The sequence below is a fragment of the Inquilinus ginsengisoli genome (genome assembly GCF_031453975.1).
GTDB classification, from domain to species: domain Bacteria; phylum Pseudomonadota; class Alphaproteobacteria; order DSM-16000; family Inquilinaceae; genus Inquilinus; species Inquilinus ginsengisoli_A.
On sequence record NZ_JAVDPW010000006.1, the window covers coordinates 421,422 to 442,876 of the forward strand.

The window sequence follows — 21,455 nt, forward strand, 5'->3', positions numbered from 1 at the left end:
ATGGTCGAGACCCAGATCAAGCCCTACACCATGAATTTCGGGCCGCAGCACCCTGCGGCCCACGGCGTGCTGCGCCTGGTGCTGGAGCTGGACGGCGAAGTGGTCGAGCGGGCCGATCCGCATATCGGCCTGCTGCACCGCGGCACCGAAAAGCTGATCGAATACAAGACCTACATGCAGGCGACGCCGTATTTCGACCGCCTGGACTATGTCGCGCCGATGAACCAGGAGCATGCCTTCGCCCTTGCGGTGGAGCGGCTGCTCGGCATCACCGTGCCGGAGCGCGGCCAGTACATCCGGGTGCTGTTCTGCGAGATCGGCCGCATCCTCAACCATCTGCTCAACATCACCACCTACGCGCTCGATGTCGGCGCGGTGACCCCCTCGCTGTGGGGCTTCGAGGAGCGTGAGCTCCTCATGGAGTTCTACGAGCGCGCGTCGGGCGCCCGGCTGCACGCCAACTACTTCCGCCCGGGCGGCGTGGCCCAGGACCTGCCGGCCGGCCTGGCCGACGACATCTGGGCCTACAGCGAGCGCTTCCCGAAATTCGTCGACGACCTCGAGACGCTGCTGACCGAGAACCGGATCTTCAAGCAGCGCCTGGTCGACATCGGCGTGGTGTCGGCCGGCGACGCCAAGGCCTGGGGCTTCACCGGCGTCATGCTGCGCGCCTCGAACGTCTCCTGGGACCTGCGCAAATCGCAGCCCTACGACGTCTATGACCGGATGGACTTCGACGTCCCGGTCGGCCTGACCGGCGACTGCTACGCCCGCTACCTCCTGCGGATCGAGGAGATGCGCCAGTCCAACCGCATCATCCGCCAGTGCCTGGAACAGATGCCGAAGGACGGGCCGGTGAAGACCACCGACCGCAAGGTGTCGCCGCCGCCGCGGGCCGAGATGAAGCGCTCGATGGAAGCGCTGATCCATCACTTCAAGCTCTACACCGAGGGCTACCACGTCCCGGCCGGCGAGACCTACGCCGCGGTCGAGGCGCCGAAGGGCGAATTCGGCGTCTATCTGATCGCGGATGGCAGCAACCGGCCGTATCGCTGCCGCATCCGCGCACCGGGCTTCGCCCATCTGCAGGCGCTCGATTTCATGAGCCGTGGCCACATGCTGGCCGATGCGGTCGCGATCATCGGCAGCCAGGACATCGTGTTCGGGGAGATCGACCGATGAGCGGTGCGTCTATCGCACCTGAGGCTGACCAGCCGAAGGAATTCGCCTTCACGCCCGAGAATCTCGAGCGGGCGAAGAAGATCATCGCCAAGTATCCCGAGGGCAAGCAGCAGAGCGCGGTGATCCCGCTGCTCGACATCGCCCAGCGCCAGCACCACAACTGGATCCCGCGGGTGGCGATGGACCATGTCGCCGACCTGCTCGATATGCCGCGGATCCGGGTGTACGAGGTCGCCAGCTTCTACACCATGTTCAACAAGGCGCCGGTCGGCCGCCACTTCTTCCAGGTCTGCACCACCACCCCGTGCTGGCTGCGCGGCTCCGGCGACGTGATGCGGGCGCTGCAGGATCGGGCTGCTTGCGGCAACCACGAGACCAGCGAGGACGGCCTGTTCTCGGTGCTCGAGGTCGAATGCCTGGGCGCCTGCGTCAACGCCCCGATGGTCCAGATCAACGACGACTTCTACGAAGACCTCGACTACGACAAGACCGTCGCGCTGATCGACGCGCTGAAGGCCGGGCAGCAGACCACGCCGGGCCCGCAGAACGGCCGCACCAACTCCGAGGCCCTGTCCGGCGCGACCACGCTGCTGAACATGCGGCCGGGCCACCGCCCGGCAGTCCCGGCATCGGCGGCTCGTCCGGTCGCGGACGGCGCCCAGGCCGATCAGCCGGACCCGGCGCCCGGCGGCGCCCCGCCGGCGCATGAGGTCGCAGCCCAGGCCGAGGCTTCGCCGGGCGCCCATCGTGGCGACGCGGAACCCGAGAAGAAGGGCAGGCCGGTGCAGAAGGTCGAGACGAGCGGCGGCCACGCGGGCACCACGGACAAGGGAGAGAAGTGATGCTGCGCGACGAAGACCGCATCTTCACCAATCTCTACGGCTGGGACGACTGGGGCCTGGAAGGCGCCAGGCGCCGCGGCATCTGGAGCGACACCAAGGCGCTGGTCGATCTCGGCCGCGACAAGATCATCGAAGAGGTCAAGACCTCCGGCCTGCGCGGCCGCGGCGGCGCCGGCTTCCCGACCGGCATGAAGTGGTCCTTCATGCCGAAGGAGAGCAAGGACGGCCGTCCGAGCTACCTCGTCATCAACGCCGACGAATCCGAGCCGGGCACCTGCAAGGACCGCGAGATCCTGCGCTTCGACCCGCACCGGCTGATCGAGGGCGCGCTGCTGGCCTCCTTCGCCATGGGGGCGCACGCCTGCTACATCTACATCCGCGGCGAGTTCTACGGCGAAGCCTCGAACATGCAGGTCGCGATCGACCAGGCCTATGACGCCGGCCTGCTCGGCAAGAACGCGGCCGGCACCGGCTGGGACTTCGACCTGTACCTGCACCGCGGCGCCGGCGCCTATATCTGCGGCGAGGAGACCGCGCTGCTGGAGAGCCTCGAGGGTAAGAAGGGCCAGCCGCGCAACAAGCCGCCGTTCCCGGCCGGCGCCGGCCTCTATGGCTGCCCGACCACGGTCAACAACGTCGAGACCATCGCCGTCGTCGGCGAGATCCTGCGCCGGGGCGGCGCCTGGTTCGCCGGCATCGGCCGGCCCAAGAACCAGGGCACCAAGCTGTTCTGCATCTCCGGCCATGTGAACCAGCCCTGCAATGTCGAGGAAGAGCTCGGCATCCCGATGCGCGAGCTGATCGAGCGCCATGGCGGCGGCGTGCGCGGCGGCTGGGACAACCTGAAGGCGGTGATCCCCGGCGGCTCCTCGGCCCCGATCCTGCCGAAGGACGTCTGCGACACCGTCCTGATGGATTTCGACGCGCTGCGCGAGGCCAAGTCGGCGCTCGGCACCGCCGGTCTGATCGTCATGGACAAGTCGACCGACGTGATCTACGCGGTCGCCCGCCTGTCGCGCTTCTACATGCATGAGAGCTGCGGCCAGTGCACCCCGTGCCGCGAGGGCACCGGCTGGATGTATCGCGTCATGCAGCGCATGGTCACCGGCAATGCGCGGTCGGACGAGATCGACATGCTGCTCCAGGTCACCAAGCAGATCGACGGCCGCAGCATCTGCGCCCTGGGCGATGCGGCGGCCTGGCCGGTCCAGGCGCTGATCCGGCATTTCCGCGATGAGATGGAGGAGCGGATCCGCGATTACCGCGACCACGCCCATCGCCGCGAAGCCGCGGAATAGGAAGGCACCGATGCCCAAGCTGACGATTGACGGGATCGAGATTGAGGTCGAGCCGGGCACGTCGGTGCTGCAGGCCTGCGAACGCCTTGGTCTCGAGGTGCCGCGCTTCTGCTTCCACGACAAGCTGTCCGTGCCGGCCAATTGTCGCATGTGCCTGGTCGAGATGGAGAAGTCGCCGAAGCCGATCGCGTCCTGCGCGATGCCGGCCGGCGACGGCATGGTGATCAAGACCAACACCGACCTGGTGCGCGATGCCCGCCGCGGCATCATGGAATTCCTGCTGATCAACCATCCGCTCGACTGCCCGATCTGCGACCAGGGCGGCGAATGCGACCTGCAGGACCAGGCCGTGGCCTACGGCTTCGACCGCGGCCGCTACACCGAAGGCAAGCGCGCGGTCACCGACAAGTATCTCGGGCCGCTGATCGAGACCTTCATGACGCGGTGCATCCAGTGCACCCGCTGCATCCGCTTCATCGACGAGATCGCCGGCGTGCCGGTGCTCGGCGGCGTGAACCGCGGCGAGCACATGGAGATCACCACCTATGTCGAGCAGGCGATCGCGTCCGAGCTGTCGGGCAACCTGGTCGATGTCTGCCCGGTCGGGGCGCTGACCTCCAAGCCCTACGCCTTCAGCGCCCGGCCGTGGGAGCTGCGCAAGACCGAGACCGTCGACGTGCTCGACGCCATCGGCTCGAACATCCGCGTCGACGCCCGCGGCGGCGAGGTGATGCGGGTGCTGCCGCGGCTGAACGAGGACGTCAACGAAGAGTGGATCAACGACAAGACCCGCTACGCCATCGACGGGCTGAAGCGGCGCCGCCTCGACCGGCCCTATGTCCGGCGTGACGGCAAGCTGCAGCAGGCGAGCTGGGCCGAGGCCTTCCAGGCCATCGCCGACCGCGCCAAGGGCCTGGACGGCAAGCGCATGGCGGCGATTGCCGGCGACACCGTCGACGCCGAGGCGATGGTTGCGCTGAAGGACCTGATGGCCGCGTTCGGGTCGCCGAACCTGGATTGCCGCCAGGACGGGGCGAAGCTGCCGGCCGGGCCGCGTGGCGCCTACCTGTTCAACAGCGGCATCGCCGGGATCGAGCAGGCCGACGTCATCCTGCTGGTCGGCACCAATCCGCGCTCCGAGGGCGCCATCGTCAACGCCCGCATCCGCAAGCGCTGGCTGAAGAACGGCCTGACCGTCGGCGTGGTCGGCCCCGATGTCGACCTGACCTACCGCACCCGCCATCTCGGCGCCGGGCCGGACACGTTGGCGGCGATCGCCGACGGCAGCGACGGCTTCGCCGAGGTGCTGCGCAACGCCAAGGCGCCGCTGCTGATCGTGGGGCAGGGCGCCCTGACCCGCGAGGACGGCGCCCAGGTGCTGGCCGCCTGCCGCCGGATCGCCGAGACCTACGGCCTGGTGCGCGACGGCTGGAACGGCTTCAACGTGCTGCACACCGCGGCGGCGCGGGTCGGCGGCCTGGATCTCGGCTTCCTGCCGGGCCCGGGCGGCCGCGACGTCGCCGGCATCCTCGACGGTGCCCAGAAGGGCGAGATCGACTTCGTCTGGCTGCTGGCGGCCGACGAGATCGACACCGGCCGGCTGGGCAAGGCCTTCGTGGTCTACCAGGGCCACCATGGCGACCGCGGCGCCCATCGCGCCGACGTGATCCTGCCGGGCGCGGCCTACACCGAGAAGAACGCGACCTACGTCAACACCGAAGGCCGGGTGCAGCAGGCCCGCATGGCGGTGTTCCCGCCGGGCGAGGCGCGCGAGGACTGGAAGATCCTGCGCGCCGCCAGCGAGGCGTTGGGCCGCAAGCTGCCCTATGACAGCCTGCGCGAGGTGCGCCAGCGCCTGGTCGCGGTCAACCCGGTGTTCGGGGCGACCGACAGCCAGGCGGCCGGCGAGTGGGGAGCCTTCGGCGCCGAGGGCGCGATGGCATCCGCGCCCTTCGTCTCGGCGGTGCAGAACTTCTACATGACGGATCCGGTCACCCGCGCCTCGGAGACGATGGCGCAGTGCGTGGACGAGATCACGGGCGCTCACAAGGCGGCGGCGGAGTAACGGGGCGGCCATGACTTTCTGGAGCGGATACGCCTGGCCGACGATCCTCGTCGTCCTTCAGATCATCGCGATCATCCTGCCGCTGATCATCGCGGTGGCCTACCTGACCTATGCCGAGCGCAAGGTGATGGCGGCGATGCAGCTGCGCCAGGGCCCGATGGTGGTCGGTCCCTTCGGCCTGCTGCAGCCGATCGCCGACGGCGTGAAGCTGCTGAGCAAGGAGACGATCGTCCCGTCCGGCGCCAACCGGATGCTGTTCATCCTGGCGCCGATGATCACCTTCTTCCTCAGCCTGGTGGCCTGGGCGGTGATCCCGTTCGATGACGGCTGGGTGCTGGCCAACATCAATGTCGGCGTCCTCTATCTGTTCGCGATCTCCTCGCTCGGCGTCTACGGCATCATCATCGCCGGCTGGGCCTCGAACTCGAAATACGCCTTCCTCGGCGGCCTGCGGTCGGCGGCGCAGATGGTGTCCTACGAAGTCTCGATCGGCTTCGTGATGATCTCCGTCCTGCTCTGCGTCGGCTCGCTCAACCTCTCCGACATCGTCAAGGCGCAGCACACCATCTGGTTCGCCATCCCGCTGCTGCCGATGTTCGTGATCTTCTTCATCTCGGCGCTGGCCGAGACCAACCGCGCGCCGTTCGACCTGCCCGAGGGCGAGTCGGAGATCACCGGCGGCTTCATGGTCGAATACTCGTCCATGACCTACGCGCTGTTCTTCCTTGGCGAATACGCCAACATGATCCTGATGAGCGGGATGACCTCGATCCTGTTCCTCGGCGGCTGGCTGGCGCCGTTCGGCGTGGCGCCCTTCACCTGGGTGCCGGGGCCGATCTGGTTCATCCTCAAGATCTGCTTCTGCCTGTTCGTCTTCATCTGGGTCCGGGCGACGCTGCCGCGCTTCCGCTACGACCAGCTGATGCGTCTGGGCTGGAAGGTCTTTCTCCCGTTCTCGCTGGCCTGGGTGGTGATCACCGCCGGCGTCCTTACCGCCTTCGGCTGGCTGCCGAAATAGGAGGCCGAGACCATGGCGTTCATCGACCGCACCGCACGCAGCCTGCTGCTCAAGGAGATCCTGGGCGGCCTGGCCCTGACCTTCAGCTACATGTTCAAGCAGAAGGCGACGCTGAACTACCCGTTCGAGAAGGGCCCGCTGAGCCCGCGCTTCCGCGGTGAGCACGTGCTGCGCCGCTATCCCAGCGGCGAGGAGCGGTGCATCGCCTGCAAGCTGTGCGAGGCGGTGTGCCCGGCCCAGGCGATCACCATCGAGGCCGAGCCGCGCGGCGACGGCAGCCGCCGCACCACGCGCTACGACATCGACATGACCAAATGCATCTATTGCGGCCTGTGCCAGGAGGCCTGCCCGGTGGATGCGATCGTCGAAGGGCCGAACTTCGAGTTCGCCACCGAGACGCGCGAGGAGCTGTTCTACAACAAGGAAAAGCTGCTGGCGAACGGGGACCGGTGGGAAGCGCAGATCGCCGCGAACATTGCGGCCGATGCGCCTTACCGGTAAGACCCGCTTCGCCACCTCGATGTCGAATCCGGTTCCGCGTTCCCCCACAGGAGCGCGGTGCCGCATGAGGGGCAGGTACCGTGACCTAGCGCGTCCGGGAAGGACGACAGGGAGCACCGTGAGATGATCATCCAGGCCTTGGCCTTCTATCTGTTCGCCGCGATCACCGTGGCCTCCGCCGTGATGGTGATCTCGGCGCGCAACTCGGTGCATTCGGTGCTGTTCCTGATCCTCGCCTTCTTCAACGCGGCGGCGCTGTTCGTGCTGATCGGGGCGGAGTTCCTGGCGATGATCCTGGTCGTCGTCTATGTCGGCGCGGTCGCGGTGCTGTTCCTGTTCGTCGTCATGATGCTGGACGTCAACTTCGCCGAGCTGCGGGCCGGCTTCCTGCGCTACCTGCCGGTCGGCGCGCTGATCGGGCTGGTGCTGCTGGTCGAGCTGTTCCTGCTGTTCGGATCGATCCGCGGCGAAACGGTCTCGATCATGGCATCGGCCAGCGGCCACCCTGCCGGGCTGAGCAACACCGAGGCGCTGGGCCGGCTGATCTACACCCAGTACGCCTACCTGTTCCAGGCGGCGGGCCTGGTCCTCCTGGTCGCGATGATCGGGGCGATCGTGCTGACCCACCGCCAACGCGCCGGCGTCCGCCGCCAGGTGATTTCGCAGCAGCTCTCGCGCCGTCGCGAGGAGGTGATGGTGATCAAGAAGATCGGCACTGGGGAAGGGGCCTGACGTTATGACGATCGGACTCGGCCACTACCTCGTCCTCGCGGCGATCCTGTTCACGCTGGGCATCTTCGGCGTCTTCCTCAACCGGAAGAACGTGATCGTCATCTTGATGTCGATCGAGCTGATGCTGCTGGCGGTCAACATCAACCTGGTCGCCTTCTCGGTCGCGCTCGGCGACCTGGTCGGCCAGGTCTTCGCCCTGTTCGTGCTGACCGTCGCCGCCGCTGAAGCGGCGATCGGCCTCGCGATCCTCGTCGTCTACTTCCGCAACCGCGGCTCGATCGCGGTTGAGGACATCAACATGATGAAGGGCTGAGGCGCCCCCGATGGACATCGCCGCAATCTTCCTGCCGCTGGCCGGCTTCCTGATCGCAGGACTGTTCGGCCGCCTCATCGGCGACCGCGCCTCGATGGCCGTGACGACGCTCGGCGTCTGCGTCTCGGCGGTCATCTCCTGGTGGCTGTTCTTCGACGTCGCCATCGGCGGTCACGAGCGCACGCACTCGCTGCTGCTGTGGATCCACAGCGGCACCTTCGTGGCCGACTGGGCGCTGAAGTTCGACACCCTCACCGCCGTGATGCTGATCGTGGTCAACACCGTCTCCGCGATGGTGCATGTCTATTCGATCGGCTACATGTCGCACGACCACTCCAAGCCGCGCTTCTTCGCCTATCTCAGCCTGTTCACCTTCGCCATGCTGATGCTGGTGACGGCGGACAACCTGGTCCAGCTGTTCTTCGGCTGGGAGGGTGTGGGCCTGGCCTCGTACCTCCTGATCGGCTTCTGGCATGAGAAGGAGAGCGCGCGCGCCGCGGCGGTGAAGGCCTTCCTGGTCAACCGCGTCGGCGACTTCGGCTTCGCCCTCGGCATCTTCGCCGTCTACAAGATCACCGGCACCGTGCGGTACGAGGAGATCTTCGCCGCGGCGCCGCATCTGGTGGATGCGCGGATCAACTTCCTCGGCATGGACCTGCCGGCCCTGACCACCGCCAGCCTGCTGCTGTTCGTCGGCGCCATGGGCAAGTCGGCCCAGCTCGGCCTGCACACCTGGCTGCCGGACGCCATGGAGGGCCCGACCCCGGTCTCGGCCCTGATCCATGCCGCGACCATGGTCACCGCCGGCGTGTTCATGCTGGCGCGGATGTCGCCGCTGTTCGAATACGCGCCCGACGCGCTGGCCGTGGTCTGCGTCATCGGCGCGCTGACCGCCTTCGTCGCGGCGACGATCGGCCTGACCCAGTGGGACATCAAGCGGGTCATCGCCTATTCGACCATGAGCCAGCTCGGCTACATGTTCTTCGCCATCGGCGTCTCGGCCTACCAGGCGGCGATCTTCCACCTGATGACGCACGCCTTCTTCAAGGCGCTGCTGTTCCTCGGCGCCGGCTCAGTGATCCACGCCATGGGCGGCGAGCAGGACATGCGCAAGATGGGCGGCATCTGGAAGCTGATCCCGTCGACCTACGCCATGATGTGGATCGGCAGCCTGGCGCTGGCCGGTGTCGGCATCCCCGGCGTGTTCGGCTTCGCCGGCTTCTACTCCAAGGACATGATCCTGGAGGCGGCGTGGAGCGCCCACACCGGCGTCGGCGTCTTCGCCTACTGGCTCGGCGTGATCGCCGCGCTGATGACGGCCTTCTACAGCGGCCGCCTGCTGTTCCTGACCTTCCACGGCAAGCCGCGCGCCGACCATCACACGATGGAGCATGCGCATGAATCGCCGCCGGTCATGCTGATCCCGCTGATCGTGCTGTCGGTCGGCGCGGTGCTGGCCGGCATCATCGGCTACGAGGTCTTCGTCGGCGAAGGCCGTGAGGGCTTCTGGCGCGAGGCGATCCTGGTGCTGCATGGCCACGACAGCATCGAGGCCGCGCATCACAGCCCGGAATGGGTCGGCCTCCTGCCGCTGTTCGCCGGCCTGGTCGGGCTGGCCCTGTCCTGGCTGTTCTACATCAAGATGCCGTCGCTGCCGGGGGCCATCGCCGGCGCGTTCAAGCCGCTGTACCAGCTGTTCTTCCGCAAATGGTACTTCGACGAGATCTATGACGCGCTGTTCGTCAAGCCGGCCTTTGTCATCGGCCGGGCCCTGTGGAAGGGCGGCGACGGGGCGATCATCGACCGGCTCGGGCCGGACGGCATCGCCGCCACCTCGGTCGGCATCGCCCGCAAGGCCAGCCGGTTTGAAAGCGGCTACGTCTACCACTACGCCTTCGTCATGGTGATCGGCGTGGTCGCGCTGGTCTCCTGGTACGTCTTCGCCGGCCGGATGTGAGCAGCACCCATGGGTAACTGGCCGATCCTCTCGCTCGTGACCTTCCTGCCGCTGGTCGGCGCGGGTCTCATCCTCCTGCTGGCCCGCGGCAACGACGCCGCGGTGGCCGCCACCGCGCGCTGGGTCGCGCTGTGGACCACGCTGGTCACCTTCGCCCTCTCGGTCGCCGTCTGGATCGGGTTCGACCCGTCCGTGGTCGGCTTCCAGATGGAAGAGAAGCTGGCGTGGTTCCCGGACCTCAACATCTCCTACCACATGGGCGTCGACGGCATTTCGGTGCTGTTCGTGGTCCTGTCGGCCTTCCTGATGCCGATCTGCATCCTCGCCAGCTGGGAGAGCATCCACAGCCGGGTGAAGGAGTACATGGTCTCGTTCCTGATCCTCGAGACCATGATGATCGGCATGTTCAGCGCGCTCGACTACGTGCTGTTCTACGTCTTCTTCGAAGGCGTGCTGATCCCGATGTTCGTGATCATCGGCATCTGGGGCTCGGGCGAGCGCCGGATCTACGCCGCCTTCAAGCTGTTCCTGTTCACGCTGCTCGGCTCGGTCTTGATGCTGGTGGCGCTGCTGGCGATGTACGTCCAGGCCGGCACCACCGACATCCCGACGCTGCTGGCCACCGATTTCGGCTACCACATGCAGATCTGGCTGTGGCTCGCCATGTTCGCGTCCTTCGCCGTGAAGGTGCCGATGTGGCCGGTGCACACCTGGCTGCCGGACGCCCATGTCGAGGCGCCGACCGCGGGGTCGGTGATCCTGGCCGGCGTGCTGCTGAAGATGGGCGGCTACGGCTTCCTGCGCTTCTCGATCCCGATGCTGCCGGAGGCGACGGCGCTGCTGACGCCGCTGGTCTACGGCCTGTCGATCGTCGCGGTCATCTACACCTCCCTGGTCGCCCTGGCGCAGGAGGACATGAAGAAGATGATCGCCTATTCTTCGATCGCGCATATGGGCTTCGTCACCGCCGGCATGTTCTCGCTGACCCAGCAGGGCATGGAAGGCTCGATCTTCCAGATGCTCAGCCACGGCGTGGTGTCCTCGGCGCTCTTCCTCTGCGTCGGCGTGGTCTATGACCGGCTGCACACCCGCGAGATCGCGCGCTACGGCGGCCTGGCCAAGAACATGCCGAAATACGCCGTGTTCTTCATGATCATGCTGCTGGGCTCGGTCGGCCTGCCGGCCACTTCGGGCTTTGTCGGCGAGTTCCTGATCCTGACCGGCCTGTTCCAGGCCAACACCTGGGTCGGGACCCTGGTCGCCACCGGACTGGTGCTGGGCGCCACCTACATGCTGCTCCTGTACCGCAAGGTCATCTTCGGCGAGATCACGCGCGAGGATGTGCGGAAGATGAAGGACCTCAGCCCGCGCGAGATCGCGATCTTCGTGCCGCTGACCATCGTCGTCCTGTGGATGGGCATCTACCCCTCCAGCTTCCTGAACGTGATGTCGGTCTCGGTCGACCACCTGATCACCCAATACCACACCGATCTCGGCCGCGCCGCCGCGGTCGCGGTGGCCGTCCGCTGAGCCGGGGATCCGATCGCCATGGTGTCTCTTCCAGACCTGATGCCGGCCCTGCCGGAAATCTTCCTGGCCTGCGCCGGCCTGGCGCTGCTGCTGATCGGCGTGTTCCTCGGCGAGAAGTCGACCCGCATCGTCGCGGCGCTGGCGGTTATGTCTTTCATCATCACCGCCGCGCTGCTGGTGATGGGGCCGCAGGGCCGGGTGCTGACCTTCAACGGCATGTTCGTGACCGACGGCTTCGCCGTGTTCATGAAGATCCTGGTGCTGGTTGGGTCGTCGCTGGCCCTGATCCTGTCGCTCGACTATCTCGAGCACGAGAACATGTCGCGCTTCGAGTTCCCGGTGCTGTTCGTGCTGGCGACGCTCGGCATGCTGCTGATGGTCAGCGCCAACAGCCTGATCGCCCTCTATCTCGGGCTTGAGCTGCAGAGCCTCGCGCTCTACGTCGTCGCCGCCTTCAACCGGGATTCGGAGCGGTCGAGCGAGGCCGGGCTGAAGTACTTCGTCCTCGGCGCCCTGTCCTCGGGCATGCTGCTGTACGGCGCCTCGCTGGTCTACGGCTTCACCGGCACCGTCGCCTTCGACGGGCTGGCCCAGGCCCTGCCGGCCGGGCAGCTGGCGTCGATGGGCGTCATCATCGGCATCGTCTTCATCTGCGCCGGCCTGGCCTTCAAGGTCTCGGCCGTGCCGTTCCACATGTGGACGCCCGACGTCTATGAGGGGGCGCCGACCCCGGTCACCGCCTTCTTCGCGGTGGCGCCCAAGGTCGCCGCCATGGCGCTGTTCGTCCGCGTCCTGGTCGAACCCTTCGGCCACCTGACCAGCCAGTGGCAGCAGATCATCGTCGTGGCCTCGGCGCTGTCGATGATCCTCGGCGCCTTCGCCGCGATCGCGCAGACCAACGTCAAGCGGCTGATGGCCTATTCCTCGATCGGCCATGTCGGCTTCGCCCTGCTGGGCCTCGCCGCCGGCACGCCGGACGGCATCACCGCGGTCATCGTCTACCTCTCGATCTATGTCGCCATGAGCATCGGCACCTTCGCCGTGATCCTGTCGATGCGGGTGGACGGCAAGGCGGTTGAGGGCATCCAGGACCTCGCCGGCCTCGGCAAGTCCAACCCGGGCACCGCCTTCGCCCTGGTCATCATGATGTTCTCGATGGCCGGCATCCCGCCGCTGGCCGGGTTCTTTGCCAAGCTCTACGTGTTCCGCGCGGTGATCGCCCAGGGCACCACCGGCTTCATCATCCTGGCGGTGATCGGCGTGGTGTCGAGCGTGGTGTCGGCCTACTACTACCTGCGCGTCATCCGGGTGATGTACTTCGAGGACCCGAAGATCGCCTTCGACAAGCCGGCGGGTGCGGCGCTGCCGTCGATCCTGGCGGTCGCGACGCTGTTCATCGTCTTCTTCTGGATCCTGCCGGCGCCGCTGACCGGCGCGGCCCAGGCGGCTGCGGCCAGTCTGTTCGGGGGTTGATGACCGTCTCCCTGCCGCAAGGCTGGCAGCTCGACGCGCGCGACAGCGTCGGCAGCACCAATGACGAGGCGCGGGCGCTTGCCGCGGCGGGCGCCGGCCACGGCACCATCGTCTGGGCCAGGCGGCAGGAGACGGGCAGGGGCCGCCGCGGCCGCGGTTGGGCCTCGCCGGAAGGCAACCTCTACTGCTCGACCATCCTGCGGCCGGACCTGCCCTTCGCCCGGGCGGGCGAGCTGACCTTCGTGGTCGGCGTCGCCCTGGCCGATGCGGCGGCGAGCTTCGGGGTCGAGCCGAAGCTGAAATGGCCGAACGACCTGCAGATCGCCGGCGACAAGCTGGCCGGCATCCTGCTGGAGGCGGCGGTGGCGCCGGACAGGACGGTCGACTGGATCGTCGCCGGCACCGGCATGAACATCGCCCACCACCCTGAACTGGCCGACTACCACGCCACCGACCTGCACGCCGCCGGCGCGCCCGGAGCCACGGTCGAGGCGGTGCTGGCGCGCTATGCCGAGGCGCTGGAGCGGCGCCTGGCGGAGTGGCGGGACCAGGGCTTCGACGCCACCCGGGCCGCCTGGCTGGAGCGCGCCGTCGGCCTCGGCGCCCGCATCCGGGTGCGGCTGGAGCACGAGACGCTGGAGGGCGTGTTCGAGCACATCGACCCCAGCGGCGCTCTGATCTTGCGCACCGAGCGCGGGCGGCACAGCATCACCGCGGGCGACGTCTTCTTCGGGAGCGGCTGAGATGCTTCTCGCCATCGACGCGGGCAACACCAACATCGTCTTCGCCGTGTTCGACGGGGCGCAGCAGAAGGGCCAGTGGCGCATCGCCACCGACAGCCGCCGCACCTCCGACGAATACGCCGTGTGGCTGGTCTCGCTGATGGCGATGCGCGGGCTGCGGCCGATCGACGTCACCCGCTCGATCCTGTCCAGCGTGGTCCCGGCCGCGACCTTCAACCTGGCCAAGCTGTGCCGCGACCATTTCGGCACTGACCCGATGCGGGTCGGCGACCCCGACGTCGAGCTCGGCATCCGCAACCTGCTGCTGAACCCGCGCGAGGCCGGGGCCGACCGCCTGGTCAACGCCGTGTCGGCCGGCGCCGCCTACAAGCCGCCGCTGATCGTGGTCGACATCGGCACCGGCACCACCTTCGACGTGGTCAACGCCGATGGCGACTTCGTCGGGGGCATCATCGCCCCGGGCCCGCAGCTGGCGCTCGACGCCCTGCACAAGGTGGCGGCCCAGCTGCCCAAGGTCGAGATCGTGCGGCCGGAGCATGTCATCGGCCACGGCACCATCAGCGCCATGCAATCCGGCATGTTCTGGGGCTACCTCAGCATGATCGAAGGGCTGATCACCCGGATCAAGGCGGAGCTGTCGCCGACCGGCACGCCCCCCGTCACCGTGATCACCACCGGCGGCCTTGGTAGCGTTTTCGCTCAGGCGACCCATATGATCGACCACATCGACAGTGAACTGACCCTGCGCGGACTGCGCCTTATCTACGAGCGAAACACCACAGCATGAGCTTCTCATCCGCGACCAGCACCTCCCGGACCCCGATTTCGCGGCCCGACGACGCCCTTTACTTTCTTCCGCTCGGAGGTGCGGGCGAGATCGGGATGAACATGTACCTCTACGGCCATGACGGCCATTGGCTGATGGTCGATTGCGGGGTCACCTTCGCCGATGATTCGGTGCCGGGCGTCGACCTGATCCTGCCGGACCCGGCCTTCATCGAGCGGCGGCGCGACGACCTGGTCGGCATGGTCATCACCCATGCCCATGAGGACCATGTGGGCGCCATCACCCATCTGTGGCCCGACCTGCGCTGCCCGATCTACGCCACGCCCTTCACCGCCGCGGTGCTGCGCATCAAGCTGCGCGAGACCGACTATGCCGACCAGGTGAAGATCATCGAGGTGCCGCTGGGCGGCGACGTCCAGATCGGCCCGTTCGGCGTCGGCTTCATCACCATGACCCATTCGGTGCCGGAGCCGAGCGCGCTGGTGATCCGCACCAAGCACGGCAACATTGTCCACACCGGCGACTGGAAGCTCGACCCGGCGCCGCAGGTCGGCGCGTCCTACGACGAGGCCAAGCTGCGCCGACTGGGCGAAGAGGGCGTGGTCGCGGTGATGGGCGACAGCACCAACGCGCTGACCCCCGGCCGCTCCGCCTCCGAGGAGGAGGTGCGCGAGGGCCTTGCCGCCGTGATCGCCGCCCAGAAGAACCGCGTCGTGGTCACCTGCTTCTCGTCCAACGTCGCCCGCATCCACAGCGTGGTGCTGGCGGCGCAGAAGGCCGGTCGGCACTGCGCCCTGGTCGGCCGGTCGCTGTGGAAGATCATGGAGGCGGCGCAGAGCACCGGCTACATGACCAAGCTGCCCGAGCCGTTCATCCGCGAGGACCAGTTCGGCTACATCCCGCGCGACAAGATCGTGCTGATCTGCACCGGCAGCCAGGGCGAGCCGCGCTCGGCCCTGTCGCGCATCGCCAGCGACAGCCACCCGCACATCACGCTGGAGGCCGGCGACACGGTGATCTTCTCGGCCCGCGAGATCCCGGGCAACGAGAAGGCGATCGGCCGGGTGCAGAACGCGCTGGTGGCCCAGGGCGTCACCCTGCTGACCCCGGACGATGCCATGGTGCATTGCTCCGGCCATCCGGCGCGGGACGAGCTGACCACGCTCTACCAGTGGCTGAAGCCGAAGATCGTGGTGCCGGTGCATGGTGAGGAGCGGCACATGCAGGCCCATGCGGCGCTGGCCCGCGAGGGGCAGGTGTCGGAGACGCTGGTGCCGCACAACGGCGCCCTGATCCGCCTGGCGCCCGGGCCGGCCGAGATCGTCGACAATGTCGAGCACGGCCGCCTGGCGCTGGACGGGCACCATCTGGTGCCGCTGGACGGCGAAGCGATCCGCGACCGCCAGCGCATCATCCACAATGGCGCCGCGGTCATTACCCTGGTGCTGGACCGCGACGGCCGCCTGGCCGCCGATCCCAAGGTGGCGCTGCTTGGCATCGAGGACGCCGAGGATTTGGCCGAGAGCGAGGCCGAGGTGGCGGAGGAGGTGCGCGGCGCCATCCAGAACCTGCCGCGGGCCCAGCGCAACGACGATTCGGCGATCAGCGAGACCGCCCGGGTCACGGTGCGGCGCACGATCCGCAGCTGGCACGGCAAGAAGCCGGTCACCGAGGTGCACCTGATCCGGTTGTGAGGGAAGGGGAACCTCTTCCTCGTCCTGTCATTGCCCGGCTTGACCGGGCAATCCAGGGGCCACGAAGAGCCGCTCTGGCCGCCCCTGGATGCCACGGTCAAGCCGTGGCATGACAAGGGTATAGAACCCAGGAAGCAGCCATGCGAGGGACCGCATCATGATCGGCCGGCTCAACCATGTCGCCATCGCCGTGCCCGACCTGGCGGCGGCGACGCACCTGTACGGCGAGACGCTGGGCGCCGAGGTGTCGGCGCCGACCGACCTGCCGGAGCACGGCGTGACCACGGTCTTCGTGGTGCTGCCGAACACCAAGATCGAGCTGCTGCACCCGCTGGGCGCCGACTCGCCGATCGCGAAGTTCCTGGAGCGCAACCCGAAGGGCGGCATCCACCATCTCTGCTACGAGGTCGACGACATCCTGGCGGCGCGCGACCGGCTGGTGGCGGCTGGCCTACGCGTGCTCGGCGACGGCGAACCCAGGATCGGCGCCCATGGCAAGCCGGTGCTGTTCCTGCACCCGGCCGACCTCGTCGGCACGCTGACCGAGATCGAGCAGGTCTAGGGCCGGCCAAGGTCGGGCATGACGAAAAGCCCCATGTATCCCGGCGCGCCGGACGGGTAAGCAGGGCCGGTAAGGTCCGGGAGGGTTCGGCATGGGTTTGTTCAGCGGCTTCGTCGTCTTCGTCATCATCTGGTGGACCGTGATCTTCATGGTCCTGCCTTTCGGCGTGCGGCCCGAGGTCGACAATGTGCAGCCGGGCCACCAGGTCGGGGCGCCGAGCAATCCCCGGCTGCTGCGCAAGGTGCTGATCACCACCGCGATCAGCATCGTGCTATGGGTGATCATCAACATTCTGATCACCGAGAACGTGTTCTCCTTCCGGGATTGGGCCGCAACATGGACGTCGTCGCAGCAGTGAAGGACCCGGCGCCGGAGAAGAGCTACTGCGCCTTCGCCGGCACCGACCCGCTCCACAAGGCCTATCACGACACCGAATACGGCTTCCCCGCCCGCGACGACGCGGTGCTGTTCGAGCGGCTGATCCTGGAGATCAACCAGGCCGGCCTGTCCTGGGGCCTGATGCTGAAGAAGCGCGAGGGCTTCCGCCGCGCCTATGCCGGCTACGACATCGACAAGGTCGCCGCGTTCGACGACGCCGACCGTGCCCGGCTGCTGGCCGATGCCGGCATCGTCCGCAACCGGCTGAAGGTGGATGCCGCGATCGAGAACGCCAAGCGGCTGCAGGCGATCCGCGCCAGCCATGGCAGCTTCGCCGCCTGGATCGACGCGCACCACCCCCTGGCGAAGGCGGAATGGGTGAAGCTGTTCAAGCAGACCTTCCGCTTCACCGGCGGCGAGATCGTCAACGAATTCCTGATGAGCCTGGGCTATCTGCGCGGCACCCACCATGCCGGCTGCCCGGTCTACGCCGAGATCCTGAAACTCGACCCGCCCTGGCGGCGAGGGGCCTGATCCGCCGCAACGGGCGCCGTCTGCCGAATGTCGCGGCACACGTGTTCATGCATAAAAAAACGGCAGGGCCGAAGCGCCTGCCGCACGAAACCTGTCTTATTTTTTGTCACCGGGAAGCTGACGCTTCTCCGGCACTCCCGACAGTTTCCTCCCTAAACTCGGGCCTGCCCTTTTCGATTCTTTTGGTCAGGCGAGGCGGACCTTAGCGAGGAAAAATGGGGCTGTCACGCAGAATCGCATGGCGCCCATGCCCCCAGATCAGGGCGAATTCAGGTGCGGGATGAGGACGATTTGGCGGACTCGGACGGAAATCCCATCGGTGGCCGAAGAGCGGTTTTTGGTCCCGAAAGGCGGCAGGTCATTCGCTGGGCGATTGAGCAGGGATGAGGCATCGCCGCACCGCGAACCGGGAGGACCGGTGGCGGGCGATGGGGCGGGCGCCGCCGCGAAGCCCGCATGGACAGGCCGGCGGTCCTTCCCTAAAGTCGCGCGCCTGTGTTGCCACTCCCCGGTCCAGACGGAAGCCCCGCTCGATGCGCCTGTCCCAGTTCTTCCTGCCCACCCTGAAGGAGAATCCCAGCGAAGCGCAGATCGTGTCGCATCGCCTGATGCTGCGCGCTGGCATGATCCGCCAGCAGGCGGCCGGCATCTATGCGTGGCTGCCGCTGGGCTATCGGGTGCTGAAGAAGATCGAGCAGGTGGTGCGCGAGGAGCAGGACCGCTTCGGCTGCCAGGAACTGCTGATGCCGACGATCCAGCCGGCCGATCTGTGGCGCGAGAGCGGCCGCTACGACGACTACGGCAAGGAGATGCTGCGCATCCGCGACCGCAACGATCGCGACATGCTGTTCGGGCCGACCAATGAGGAGATGATCACCGACATCTTCCGGTCGTCGGTGAAGAGCTACAAGCAGCTGCCGCAGCTGCTGTACCACATCCAGTGGAAGTTCCGGGACGAGGTGCGCCCCCGCTTCGGCGTCATGCGCGGCCGCGAGTTCCTGATGAAGGACGCCTATAGCTTCGACGTCGATTACGAAGCCGCCAGAACGTCTTACAACAAGTTCTTCGTCTGCTATCTCAGCACCTTCGCCCGCCTCGGGCTGAAGGCCGTGCCGGTGAAGGCCGACACCGGGCCGATCGGCGGCGACCTCAGCCACGAGTTCCAGATCCTGGCCGAGACCGGCGAGAGCCAGGTCTATGTCGACCCGCGCCTGCTGGAGCTGGACACCGAGGCGCGGCAGCTCGGCCCCGACGACGACCTGGCGGCCTTCGTCGACCGCGTCACCGGCCTCTACGCCGCGGCCGACGAGATGCACGATCCCGCGAAGTGCCCGGTGCCGGTTGCCGAGCTGCAAACCCGGCGCGGCATCGAGGTCGGCCACATCTTCTATTTCGGCACCAAGTACTCCGCCGCGATGAACGCCCAGGTCGCCGGGCCGGACGGCGTGCAGCGCCCGGTCGAGATGGGCAGCTACGGCATCGGCGTGTCGCGCCTGGCGGGTGCGATCATCGAGGCCAGCCATGACGAAGCCGGCATCATCTGGCCGGATGCGGTGGCGCCCTTCGATGTCGGGCTGATCAACCTGAAGCCGGGTGACGCCGCCTGCGACGCCGCGGCCCAGGACCTGTACCAGCGCTTCCAGGCCGCCGGCCTCGACCCGCTCTATGACGACCGCGACGAGCGGGCAGGCGCCAAGTTCGCCCAGATGGACCTGATCGGCCTGCCCTGGCAGGTGGTGATCGGGCCGCGCGGCGCCGCCTCCGGCGTGGCCGAGATCAAGCGCCGCGCCACCGGCGAAAAGCTGGAGCTGCCGCTCGACGCGGTGGTGGCGCGGATCAAGGGCTGATCCCGCGCCGCGCCCCCGACCCGCTGGCCCCCGCATGTTCAACGCCTTCGAACGGACCGTCGCCTTCCGCTACCTTCGGGCCCGCCGGAAGGAAGGCTTCATCTCGGTCATCGCCGGCTTTTCGCTGGTCGGCATCCTGCTGGGCGTGGCGACGCTGATCATCGTCATGTCGGTGATGAACGGCTTCCGCGCCCAGCTGGTGCAGCGCGTGCTGGGCCTCGACGGCCATCTCAGCGTTACCGCCAAAGCCGGCGCCGGGCTGCCGGACTATGGCCCGCTGGCCGACAAGCTGCGGCAGGTGCCGGGCGTCCTGCGGGTGACGCCGGTGATCCAGGACCAGGCGCTGGTCAGCCGCGACTCCTCGCTGCAGGGCGCGGCCTATGCGGCGGTGCGCGGGGTGGAGCCAGCGGATTTCCTGAATCGACCCGCGATCGCCAAGTCGCTGTACATCGACAAGCCGGAGGATTTCTCGGGCACCGATGCGATCGCGATCGGCAGCGGCCTGGCCGGGCAGTTCGGCGTCCGCGTCGGCGACGAGCTGACGCTGGTGACGCCGCATTTCAACCGCACCGCCTTCGGGTCGGTGCCGCGGTCGAAGACCTATGTGATCGCCGGGATCTTCAGCACCGGCCGGCCGGAATATGATTCCGCCACGGTCTACATGCCGCTGGAGGCGGCGCAGCTGCTGTTTCAGATGAAGGGGCAGGCCGGCGGCCTCGAGCTGTTCGTCGCCGACCCGGAGCGGCTCGATGCCGTCCGCGCCGCGGTGGCCCAGGCCGCGGGGCCGGACCTCCAGGTGTCGGACTGGCGCGACGCCAACGCCACGATCTTCACGGCGCTGCAGGTCGAGCGCAACGTCATGTTCATCATCCTGACCCTGATCATCCTGGTGGCGGCGTTCAACATCGTCTCCAGCCTGGTCATGCTGGTGAAGGACAAGGGCAGCGACATCGCCATCCTGCGCACCATGGGCGCCACCCGCGGCGCCATCCTGCGCATCTTCTTCCTGACCGGGGCCACCATCGGCCTGGTCGGCACCGCCGCAGGCCTGGCCCTCGGCCTCGCCTTGGCCGCCAATGTCGACGCCATCCGTGCCTGGCTGCAGGGCGTGCTGGGCCCCGAGACCTTCGCCGCCGAATTCAGCTTCATCGCCCAGCTTCCCGCGCGGGTCGATGCCGGCCAGGTCGTCTGGGTCTGCCTGCTGGCCGTCGGCCTGACCTTCCTGGCCTCGATCTTCCCGGCCTGGCGGGCGGCCCGGCTCGATCCGGTGGAGGCCCTGCGCTATGAGTGACGCCGCCATGACCGCTGCCCCCACCGCCGACGTGCTGCGCCTCGAGGGCATCCGCCGCAGCTTCCAGCAGGGCGAGACCCGGCTCGACGTGCTGCGCGGCGCCGACCTGTCGATCGCCGCGGGCGAGATCGTGGCCCTGGTCGGCCCCAGCGGTGCCGGCAAGTCGACCCTGCTGCACATCGCCGGGCTGCTGGAGCGGCCGGACGGCGGCACCATCACCGTCGCCGGCCAGCGCTGCGACGGGCTAGGCGACGGGCCGCGCACGGCGCTGCGCCGCTCCGCCATCGGCTTCGTCTACCAGTTCCACCACCTGCTGCCCGAGTTCAGCGCGATCGAGAACGTGGTGCTGCCGCAGATGATCGCCGGCGCGGCGCGGCCGGCGGCGCGGCAGCGGGGGCGGGACCTGCTGGCCCGGGTCGGCCTGGCCGCCCGGCTCGACCATCGCCCGGCCCAGCTGTCGGGCGGCGAGCAGCAGCGCGTCGCCATCGCCCGGGCGCTGGCCAATGCGCCGAAGGTGCTGATCGCCGACGAGCCGACCGGCAACCTCGACCACAGCACCGCCGAGGCTGTGTTCGAGATGCTGGTCGAAGTGGTGCGGTCGACCCGCGTCGGCGCCCTGATCGCCACCCACAACCTCGACCTGGCGTCGCGGATGGACCGCGTGGTCGAGATGCGCGACGGCGTGCTGGTTGGGCAGTAGGGGCGCCC

At 67.8% G+C, this 21,455-nt stretch carries 20 protein-coding genes; all 20 read left to right on the forward strand.

Translation table 11 applies throughout. The features are described 5' to 3' along the window. The 20 genes from E9232_RS19020 to E9232_RS19115 all read left to right on the forward strand — a co-directional run bounded on the left by E9232_RS19020 (position 1) and on the right by E9232_RS19115 (position 21,447). Positions 1 to 1,182, forward strand: coding sequence for an NADH-quinone oxidoreductase subunit D (locus tag E9232_RS19020; RefSeq protein WP_309796367.1), 1,182 nt, complete (start codon positions 1 to 3; stop codon positions 1,180 to 1,182). Next, positions 1,179 to 2,024, forward strand: a complete 846-nt coding sequence (gene nuoE, locus E9232_RS19025) for an NADH-quinone oxidoreductase subunit NuoE (protein ID WP_309796368.1) — start codon at positions 1,179 to 1,181, stop codon at positions 2,022 to 2,024. The genes E9232_RS19020 and nuoE overlap by 4 nt, the downstream gene beginning before the upstream one ends. After that, the gene (gene nuoF / locus E9232_RS19030) at positions 2,024 to 3,322 is read left to right on the forward strand and encodes an NADH-quinone oxidoreductase subunit NuoF (protein ID WP_309796370.1); all 1,299 of its coding nucleotides are present in this window, start codon (positions 2,024 to 2,026) and stop codon (positions 3,320 to 3,322) included. Before nuoE ends, nuoF begins: the two co-directional genes overlap by 1 nt. A 10-nt stretch (positions 3,323 to 3,332) precedes the next feature. Then, positions 3,333 to 5,387 (forward strand): NADH-quinone oxidoreductase subunit NuoG, encoded by a 2,055-nt coding sequence (gene nuoG / locus E9232_RS19035; RefSeq protein ID WP_309796371.1) that lies wholly within the window; start codon positions 3,333 to 3,335, stop codon positions 5,385 to 5,387. A gap of 10 nt (positions 5,388 to 5,397) precedes the next feature. Continuing rightward, positions 5,398 to 6,405 (forward strand): NADH-quinone oxidoreductase subunit NuoH, encoded by a 1,008-nt coding sequence (nuoH, locus tag E9232_RS19040; protein ID WP_309796372.1) that lies wholly within the window; start codon positions 5,398 to 5,400, stop codon positions 6,403 to 6,405. A gap of 12 nt (positions 6,406 to 6,417) precedes the next feature. Continuing rightward, positions 6,418 to 6,906: an NADH-quinone oxidoreductase subunit NuoI gene (gene nuoI, locus E9232_RS19045; protein ID WP_309796374.1), complete on the forward strand. Its 489-nt coding sequence runs from the start codon at positions 6,418 to 6,420 to the stop codon at positions 6,904 to 6,906. Between the two features lie 123 nt (positions 6,907 to 7,029). Further along, positions 7,030 to 7,638: an NADH-quinone oxidoreductase subunit J gene (locus E9232_RS19050; protein ID WP_309796376.1), complete on the forward strand. Its 609-nt coding sequence runs from the start codon at positions 7,030 to 7,032 to the stop codon at positions 7,636 to 7,638. Positions 7,639 to 7,642: 4 nt separating this feature from the next. Continuing rightward, positions 7,643 to 7,951, forward strand: a complete 309-nt coding sequence (nuoK, locus tag E9232_RS19055) for an NADH-quinone oxidoreductase subunit NuoK (RefSeq protein ID WP_309796378.1) — start codon at positions 7,643 to 7,645, stop codon at positions 7,949 to 7,951. Positions 7,952 to 7,961: 10 nt separating this feature from the next. Continuing rightward, the gene (gene nuoL / locus E9232_RS19060; protein WP_309796380.1) at positions 7,962 to 9,908 is read left to right on the forward strand and encodes an NADH-quinone oxidoreductase subunit L; all 1,947 of its coding nucleotides are present in this window, start codon (positions 7,962 to 7,964) and stop codon (positions 9,906 to 9,908) included. Positions 9,909 to 9,917: 9 nt separating this feature from the next. Beyond that, positions 9,918 to 11,438 carry an NADH-quinone oxidoreductase subunit M gene (locus E9232_RS19065; protein ID WP_309796381.1) on the forward strand — a complete coding sequence of 507 codons (1,521 nt, stop codon included), beginning with the start codon at positions 9,918 to 9,920 and terminating at the stop codon, positions 11,436 to 11,438. 18 nt (positions 11,439 to 11,456) lie between these two features. Beyond that, complete coding sequence (nuoN, locus tag E9232_RS19070) at positions 11,457 to 12,911, forward strand: NADH-quinone oxidoreductase subunit NuoN (protein WP_374710636.1); 1,455 nt, start codon at positions 11,457 to 11,459, stop codon at positions 12,909 to 12,911. Next, positions 12,911 to 13,654, forward strand: a complete 744-nt coding sequence (locus tag E9232_RS19075) for a biotin--[acetyl-CoA-carboxylase] ligase (RefSeq protein WP_309796383.1) — start codon at positions 12,911 to 12,913, stop codon at positions 13,652 to 13,654. Before nuoN ends, E9232_RS19075 begins: the two co-directional genes overlap by 1 nt. 1 nt (position 13,655) lies before the next feature. After that, entirely contained in the window at positions 13,656 to 14,441 is a 786-nt protein-coding gene (locus E9232_RS19080; protein ID WP_309796385.1) for a type III pantothenate kinase, read from the forward strand. A 95-nt stretch (positions 14,442 to 14,536) separates the two neighbouring features. Continuing rightward, positions 14,537 to 16,135 carry a ribonuclease J gene (locus E9232_RS19085; protein ID WP_309796387.1) on the forward strand — a complete coding sequence of 533 codons (1,599 nt, stop codon included), beginning with the start codon at positions 14,537 to 14,539 and terminating at the stop codon, positions 16,133 to 16,135. Between the two features lie 157 nt (positions 16,136 to 16,292). Further along, on the forward strand, positions 16,293 to 16,697 hold the full coding sequence (gene mce, locus E9232_RS19090) for a methylmalonyl-CoA epimerase (protein ID WP_309796389.1): 405 nt from the start codon (positions 16,293 to 16,295) through the stop codon (positions 16,695 to 16,697). Between the two features lie 91 nt (positions 16,698 to 16,788). Then, a complete protein-coding gene (locus tag E9232_RS19095; RefSeq protein WP_309796391.1) occupies positions 16,789 to 17,055 on the forward strand; it encodes a DUF1467 family protein in 267 nt (88 codons plus the stop codon). Then, positions 17,034 to 17,609 (forward strand): DNA-3-methyladenine glycosylase I, encoded by a 576-nt coding sequence (locus E9232_RS19100; RefSeq protein ID WP_309796393.1) that lies wholly within the window; start codon positions 17,034 to 17,036, stop codon positions 17,607 to 17,609. Before E9232_RS19095 ends, E9232_RS19100 begins: the two co-directional genes overlap by 22 nt. 533 nt (positions 17,610 to 18,142) lie before the next feature. Next, positions 18,143 to 19,456 carry a proline--tRNA ligase gene (gene proS / locus E9232_RS19105; RefSeq protein WP_309796395.1) on the forward strand — a complete coding sequence of 438 codons (1,314 nt, stop codon included), beginning with the start codon at positions 18,143 to 18,145 and terminating at the stop codon, positions 19,454 to 19,456. A gap of 34 nt (positions 19,457 to 19,490) precedes the next feature. Continuing rightward, positions 19,491 to 20,747: a lipoprotein-releasing ABC transporter permease subunit gene (locus E9232_RS19110; protein ID WP_309796397.1), complete on the forward strand. Its 1,257-nt coding sequence runs from the start codon at positions 19,491 to 19,493 to the stop codon at positions 20,745 to 20,747. A 7-nt stretch (positions 20,748 to 20,754) separates the two neighbouring features. Next, positions 20,755 to 21,447: an ABC transporter ATP-binding protein gene (locus tag E9232_RS19115; RefSeq protein WP_309796399.1), complete on the forward strand. Its 693-nt coding sequence runs from the start codon at positions 20,755 to 20,757 to the stop codon at positions 21,445 to 21,447. Positions 21,448 to 21,455: the final 8 nt, after the last annotated feature.

What these genes read in the sequence shown, in the direction of transcription:
- E9232_RS19020 (WP_309796367.1), top strand. Translation starts at nt 1, where the DNA reads ATGGTCGAGACCCAGATCAAGCCCTACACCATGAATTTCGGGCCGCAG.
- nuoE (WP_309796368.1), top strand. Translation starts at nt 1,179, where the DNA reads ATGAGCGGTGCGTCTATCGCACCTGAGGCTGACCAGCCGAAGGAATTC.
- nuoF (WP_309796370.1), top strand. Translation starts at nt 2,024, where the DNA reads ATGCTGCGCGACGAAGACCGCATCTTCACCAATCTCTACGGCTGGGAC.
- nuoG (WP_309796371.1), top strand. Translation starts at nt 3,333, where the DNA reads ATGCCCAAGCTGACGATTGACGGGATCGAGATTGAGGTCGAGCCGGGC.
- nuoH (WP_309796372.1), top strand. Translation starts at nt 5,398, where the DNA reads ATGACTTTCTGGAGCGGATACGCCTGGCCGACGATCCTCGTCGTCCTT.
- nuoI (WP_309796374.1), top strand. Translation starts at nt 6,418, where the DNA reads ATGGCGTTCATCGACCGCACCGCACGCAGCCTGCTGCTCAAGGAGATC.
- E9232_RS19050 (WP_309796376.1), top strand. Translation starts at nt 7,030, where the DNA reads ATGATCATCCAGGCCTTGGCCTTCTATCTGTTCGCCGCGATCACCGTG.
- nuoK (WP_309796378.1), top strand. Translation starts at nt 7,643, where the DNA reads ATGACGATCGGACTCGGCCACTACCTCGTCCTCGCGGCGATCCTGTTC.
- nuoL (WP_309796380.1), top strand. Translation starts at nt 7,962, where the DNA reads ATGGACATCGCCGCAATCTTCCTGCCGCTGGCCGGCTTCCTGATCGCA.
- E9232_RS19065 (WP_309796381.1), top strand. Translation starts at nt 9,918, where the DNA reads ATGGGTAACTGGCCGATCCTCTCGCTCGTGACCTTCCTGCCGCTGGTC.
- nuoN (WP_374710636.1), top strand. Translation starts at nt 11,457, where the DNA reads ATGGTGTCTCTTCCAGACCTGATGCCGGCCCTGCCGGAAATCTTCCTG.
- E9232_RS19075 (WP_309796383.1), top strand. Translation starts at nt 12,911, where the DNA reads ATGACCGTCTCCCTGCCGCAAGGCTGGCAGCTCGACGCGCGCGACAGC.
- E9232_RS19080 (WP_309796385.1), top strand. Translation starts at nt 13,656, where the DNA reads ATGCTTCTCGCCATCGACGCGGGCAACACCAACATCGTCTTCGCCGTG.
- E9232_RS19085 (WP_309796387.1), top strand. Translation starts at nt 14,537, where the DNA reads ATGAACATGTACCTCTACGGCCATGACGGCCATTGGCTGATGGTCGAT.
- mce (WP_309796389.1), top strand. Translation starts at nt 16,293, where the DNA reads ATGATCGGCCGGCTCAACCATGTCGCCATCGCCGTGCCCGACCTGGCG.
- E9232_RS19095 (WP_309796391.1), top strand. Translation starts at nt 16,789, where the DNA reads ATGGGTTTGTTCAGCGGCTTCGTCGTCTTCGTCATCATCTGGTGGACC.
- E9232_RS19100 (WP_309796393.1), top strand. Translation starts at nt 17,034, where the DNA reads ATGGACGTCGTCGCAGCAGTGAAGGACCCGGCGCCGGAGAAGAGCTAC.
- proS (WP_309796395.1), top strand. Translation starts at nt 18,143, where the DNA reads ATGCGCCTGTCCCAGTTCTTCCTGCCCACCCTGAAGGAGAATCCCAGC.
- E9232_RS19110 (WP_309796397.1), top strand. Translation starts at nt 19,491, where the DNA reads ATGTTCAACGCCTTCGAACGGACCGTCGCCTTCCGCTACCTTCGGGCC.
- E9232_RS19115 (WP_309796399.1), top strand. Translation starts at nt 20,755, where the DNA reads ATGACCGCTGCCCCCACCGCCGACGTGCTGCGCCTCGAGGGCATCCGC.